This window comes from Bacteroides sp., from assembly GCF_029057325.1.
GTDB lineage: Bacteria > Bacteroidota > Bacteroidia > Bacteroidales > Bacteroidaceae > Bacteroides.
In genome coordinates this window covers 1-5,786 of the sequence record NZ_JAICZW010000176.1, presented here as the reverse complement: position 1 = coordinate 5,786, position 5,786 = coordinate 1, and the positions used below count along the sequence as shown (strand labels likewise).

Genomic DNA, 5,786 nt, shown 5'->3' with positions numbered 1-5,786 from the left:
CTCCACTCCCTAGGACCGAAGAATGTCCGAAGAACGTCCGAAGAAACACCGAAGCAACTATGGAGCAGGTAAGGGCCTGACAAGACACGGACTGGAAAAATAGAATGGAACGAAATTTTCGGGATGGGACTATCTTATGTAATTATTTCTGATTTTCAAGTCGTGTGGGTGCGTTGAAATGAAAAGAGCGGCTTTTTTAAACTCCTTCTGACTCCTTTCTCTCCTTTCATTCCTGACAAAAGAAGGTAAAGTGATGCCTCCTTTAACTCCCGTAAATGAAAAAGCCGTGTCCCGAACTACGAAAAATCCCTTAAATCCTTCCGTTTTTACAGGACTTTCCGTACCTTTGCCCTATTATTTTAATTATGATTTTTAGGGACTGAACTATGATAAAGAAAGTAATCATCCTGCTGTGGGGACTCATTGTGCTGGTGGCGCTTGCTTGTGTCGTTATCTTTTTTGCCATAGCCAAAGGATGGATAGGCTATATGCCTCCGTTAGAAGATTTGGAAAATCCGCATTACAAGTTTGCCACAGAAGTCATTTCGGATGACGGCAAAGTGTTGGGCACCTATTCTTACAGCAAGGAGAACCGCGTTTTCGTGGGATATGATGATTTGTGTCCCTCCATCATCAACGCGCTGATAGCCACAGAAGATGTGCGCTTTGCCGAACATTCGGGCATTGACGCCATAGCCCTGACCCGTGCCATCGTGAAGCGCGGACTCCTGATGCAGGAAAATGCCGGAGGCGGCAGCACCATTACGCAGCAGCTTTCCAAACAACTCTATTCGCCCAGTGCGGACAACGTGATGGAACGTCTGTTCCAGAAGCCGATAGAGTGGGTGATTGCCGTGAAACTGGAACGCTACTATACAAAAGAAGAGATTCTGACGATGTATCTGAACAAGTTCGACTTCCTGAACAATGCAGTAGGTGTCAAGACGGCAGCATTCACCTATTTCGGTTGCGAGCCGAAAGAGCTGAAGATAGAGGAATCGGCCACGCTGGTGGGCATGTGCAAGAACCCGTCGCGCTACAATCCCGTGCGCTTCAACGAGCGTACACGCGGACGACGCAACGTGGTGCTGGACCAGATGCGGAAGGCGGGATATATCACGAAAGCCGAATGCGACTCTCTGCAAGCGTTGCCGTTGCAATTGAAATACAACCGGGTGGACCACAAGGAAGGACAGGCTCCCTATTTCCGCGAGTATCTGCGCGGCGTGCTGAACGCAAAGAAACCCGACAAGGCGAACTACCGCGGCTGGCAGATGCAGAAGTATTATGAAGACTCGCTCGATTGGGAAAACAATCCGCTGTTCGGATGGTGCGAGAAGAACACCAAAAAGGATGGCAGCAAATATAACCTTTACACTGACGGACTGAAAATCTACACGACCATCGACTCGCGCATGCAGCGATATGCCGAAGAAGCCGTGACCGAACATCTGAAAGAGTTGCAAGGCTATTTCTTCAAGGAGAAAAAAGGTGCGAAGAAGGCTCCCTATACCTTCAGACTGACTCAAGAACAGGTGGACGAGATTCTGGAGCGTGCCATGAAGCTGTCCGACCGCTATCGCACGATGAAGAAGGCGGGTGCCACCGAAGCGGAAATAAAGAAGGCGTTCGACACACCCGAAGAAATGTCCGTATTCAGTTGGGATGGCGAGAAGGATACGATAATGACTCCGATGGACTCCATCCGCTATTACAAGTTCTTCCTGCGTGCCGGCTTCATGTCGATGAATCCGCGCAACGGACATGTGAAGGCGTATGTGGGTGGCCCCAATTATCACTACTTCCAGTATGATATGGCGATGGTAGGACGCCGTCAGGTGGGCTCTACCGTTAAGCCCTTCCTCTACACGCTGGCGATGGAGAACGGGTTCTCTCCCTGCGACCAGGTGCGTCACGTGGAATATACGTTGCTTGATGAAAATGGAAAACCCTGGACAGCGCGCAACGCCAACAAGAAGCGTTACGGCGAGATGGTGACGGTGAAATGGGGATTGGCCAATTCGGACAATTGGGTGACGGCATATCTGATGAGCAAACTGAATCCCTATAACCTGAAGCGGTTGATACACACGTTCGGCGTGCGTAATAAAGAAATCGTTCCGTCCGTTTCGCTCTGTCTCGGCCCGTGTGAAATCTCTGTGGGCGAAATGGTAAGCGCCTATACGGCATTCCCCAACAAAGGCATACGGGTGGCTCCGTTGTTTGTGACCCGCATCGAGGATAATGAAGGCAATGTGCTGGCAACCTTTGCGCCGGAGATGCAAGAGGTCATCAGCGTTTCCAGTGCCTACAAGATGCTGGTAATGCTTCGTGCCGTGGTGAATGAGGGTACCGGAGGACGTGTGCGCCGTCTGGGCGTGAAAGCCGACATGGGCGGAAAGACGGGAACGACCAACTACAACGCAGACGGATGGTTTATGGGCTTCACGCCTTCGCTGGTATCCGGCTGTTGGGTAGGAGGTGAGGACCGTGACATCCACTTCGACACGATGCTGCACGGGCAAGGCGCTTCTATGGCATTGCCTATCTGGGCCAAATATATGGTGAAGGTGTTAGGAGATAAGACATTGGGATATGACGAGAACGAAACCTTCCAATTGCCCGAAGGCTATAACCCGTGTAAAGACAATGTGGAGGTTGATGGCGGCATCCATGTGGAAGAGCCGATTGAGGGGTTGGACGAATTGTTTAATTAGTTTTTTTAGTTGACGAGTTGACAAATTAACAAGGCTACGAGTTAACGAGGCTACAAGGCTCTTGTTATGAATAAGCGATGCGGGTAGAACCCTGAATAACTTCGTCTGGTAGCCTTGTTAACTTGTCAACTTGTTTACTGACTTAATTGATTGAAAATGGAGTACACTATTAGCATAGGAAGCAATGAGCGGCGGATGGAGAATATGATGCTGGCGCGTCGGCGTTTGACCGAACTTTTTTCCGATATACGTTTTTCGGAAGAAGAGGAGACGGAACCGCTGTTTTTTCAGGGTCCGAATCTGTTTTCCAACCAGGTGGCGCGTTTCGTTTCCGATAAGCGGGTGGAGGAAGTCCTCGCCCGGTTGAAAGCCATCGAGCGGGAAGCGGGCAGGCTGCCCGAAGACAAAAAACGGGAGATTGTGCGGTTGGATATCGATTTGCTCTCTTGCGATGAAACGGTGTATAAGCCGGAAGATTTGAAACGAGACTATATCGTGCGCGGACTGAAACTGCTTGATAATTGAAAAGAAAGCAGCGCCACATTATTGTTTTGACACAACTACAAAACTTTTCTTCAAACAATGCTGAACCGAAACATACAACCCGAAATAGTAGAACCGAAGCAGCTGACGGTACAAAGGCCGGAGCGCATCCGGTTGCCGAACGGCGTATCGCTGAATGTGCTCAATACGGGCGACAACGAGGTGGTGCGTATCGACTTGATCATGGAAGGCGGCCGCTGGCAGCAGACGCAACCGTTGCAATCGCTCTTCACCAACCGGATGCTGCGTGAAGGGACCCGCCGCTACACCGCAGCCGAAATAGCGGAGAAGCTGGATTACTATGGAGCCTGGCTGGAACTTTCCGGCGCGTCGGAACATACCTACATCACCCTTTATTCCTTGAATAAGTACCTTCCGGAGACATTGGACGTGCTGGAATCCATCGTCAAAGAACCGACGTTTCCGGAAAAGGAGCTGGAGGTGATTTTGAACAACAATATCCGCCAATTCCTTGTCAACACTTCTAAAGTGGACTTTCGGGCACATCGGGGACTGGTAAAGGCATTGTACGGCGAGCAGCACCCTTGCGGAAGGTTGGTGCAGGAGGAGGACTACCACCGTATTACTCCGTCGGTGCTGCGTGCGTTCTACCGGCGTTTCTATCATTCGGAGAATTGCAGCATCTACCTTTCGGGAAAGGTGACGGACGATTGCCTCCGGCGGATAGAGGCCTTGTTCGGCAAAGAACCTTTCGGGACGGATTTCCGCCGGCCGGAACAGAAGAGCTACATGCCTGTGACCGTGCCCGAAAAGCGTATATTCATTGAGCATCCGGATGCTTTGCAGAGTGCCGTCCGCATGGGGATGCCTTCGTTGAGCTGCACCCATCCGGATTATTTGAAAACAAGGGTGCTGGTGACGCTGTTTGGAGGTTACTTTGGCAGCCGGCTGATGTCGAACATCCGGGAGGAAAAGGGATATACGTACAGCATTTCAGCAGGCATAATGTCCTATCCGCAACAGAGCATATTGGTGATAGGAGCCGAAACCACCAATGAATGCGTGGAGCCTCTGATTGCCGAAGTGTATCATGAGATAGACCGGCTCCAAAACGAATTGGTGTCCGACGAGGAACTGGGGGTGGTGAAGAACTATATGTTGGGCGATATGTGCCGTGGCTATGAGTCGGCGTTCTCGTTGGCGGATGCCTGGATTTTCGTATATGCATCCGGTCTGCAGGACACCTATTTTGCCGATGCCTTGAAGGCGGTCAAGGAAGTGACCGCGCAGGAAATTCGCGAACTTGCCGGAAAGTATTTATGCAAAGAGAGATTAAAAGAAGTGGTGTCCGGTAAAAAAATGTCATAAAACCGATGAAAGGCACGTGCTGTTAAGCAGATAAATCGTATCTTTGTTGCATATCCTAATTTGAAATTCATGAAAAATCTATATACCACGTTTATACTGGTTTTCTTGTTGTGTCAAGAAACCGTTGCTCAAGAAAAGAAAGAGAGCTTTTTTGATAAAGTAAAAAATACATTTTCTACGGAAATAAAAATAGGGACCTATACTTTTAAGGAAGACGGTGCATTATATACGGGCGAAATAAAAGGACGGAAACCGCATGGAAAAGGGAAAACCGTCTTCAAAAACGGCGACACCTACGAAGGTGAGTATGTAAAGGGCAAACGTGAAGGGCAGGGAACCTATACATTCCCCGACGGCGAGAGATACGAAGGATGTTGGTTCCAGAACCGGCAGCATGGGAAGGGTACTTATTACTTCGTGAACAACAACCGCTATGAGGGAATGTGGTATCAGGACTATCAGCATGGCGAAGGCGTGATGTATTACTACAACGGCGACCTCTATGAGGGCAACTGGGTGAACGACAAGCGCGAAGGGCAGGGCACCTATACCTGGAAGAATGGCTCCAAATACGAAGGCTCCTGGAAAAACGACAAGAAGGACGGCAAAGGAGTGCTGACGTGGAATGACGGTTCCAAATATGACGGCGAATGGAAGAACGATGTGCGCGAAGGTAATGGAACATTTGAATATGCCAACGGAGATAAGTATGTAGGCGATTGGAAAGAAGATGTGCAGCATGGAAGAGGCATCTATTTTTTCCATACCGGCGACCGTTACGAAGGTTCATACGTGCAAGGCGAACGCACGGGTGAGGGCATCTATTATCATGCCAATGGAAACAAGTATGTGGGAAGCTTCAAAGATGGCAAACAGGAAGGACATGGCACGTTTACATGGGCGAGCGGAGCCGTTTACGAAGGCGATTGGAAAAACAACCAACGTGACGGATATGGCGTTTACAAATGGAACGTGGGCGATTCCTACGAAGGAGAGTGGAAAGACAACAAATTCAATGGCCAGGGTACGTTGATTCTAACCGATGGCACCAAATATAAAGGTAGTTTCGTGGACGGCATGGAAGATGGAAGCGGCGTTCAGGAGGACAAGAACGGAAACCGTTACGAAGGATTCATCAAGCAAGGAAAGAAACACGGTCCTTTTGTGGAAACAGACAAGAACGGACAAGTGATACGG

Annotated in this window: 4 protein-coding genes; all 4 read left to right on the top strand. The window is 49.6% G+C overall.

The window, feature by feature from the left end:
- The first annotated feature begins 386 nt into the window (after positions 1 to 386).
- Entirely contained in the window at positions 387 to 2,717 is a 2,331-nt protein-coding gene (locus K2G43_RS11965; protein ID WP_300155502.1) for a transglycosylase domain-containing protein, read from the top strand.
- A gap of 156 nt (positions 2,718 to 2,873) precedes the next feature.
- Positions 2,874 to 3,242, top strand: a complete 369-nt coding sequence (locus K2G43_RS11960; RefSeq protein WP_297642656.1) for a 2-amino-4-hydroxy-6-hydroxymethyldihydropteridine diphosphokinase — start codon at positions 2,874 to 2,876, stop codon at positions 3,240 to 3,242.
- A gap of 57 nt (positions 3,243 to 3,299) precedes the next feature.
- Positions 3,300 to 4,589, top strand: coding sequence for a pitrilysin family protein (locus tag K2G43_RS11955; RefSeq protein ID WP_300155498.1), 1,290 nt, complete (start codon positions 3,300 to 3,302; stop codon positions 4,587 to 4,589).
- 69 nt (positions 4,590 to 4,658) lie between these two features.
- Positions 4,659 to 5,786 (top strand): phosphatidylinositol-4-phosphate 5-kinase (locus tag K2G43_RS11950; RefSeq protein WP_300155495.1); only part of this gene is annotated, 1,128 nt, incomplete at its 3' end.

Excerpts from the sequence above, each read along its gene's own strand:
- K2G43_RS11955 (WP_300155498.1), top strand. The coding sequence starts at position 3,300 with ATGCTGAACCGAAACATACAACCCGAAATAGTAGAACCGAAGCAGCTG.
- K2G43_RS11965 (WP_300155502.1), top strand. The coding sequence starts at position 387 with ATGATAAAGAAAGTAATCATCCTGCTGTGGGGACTCATTGTGCTGGTG.
- K2G43_RS11960 (WP_297642656.1), top strand. The coding sequence starts at position 2,874 with ATGGAGTACACTATTAGCATAGGAAGCAATGAGCGGCGGATGGAGAAT.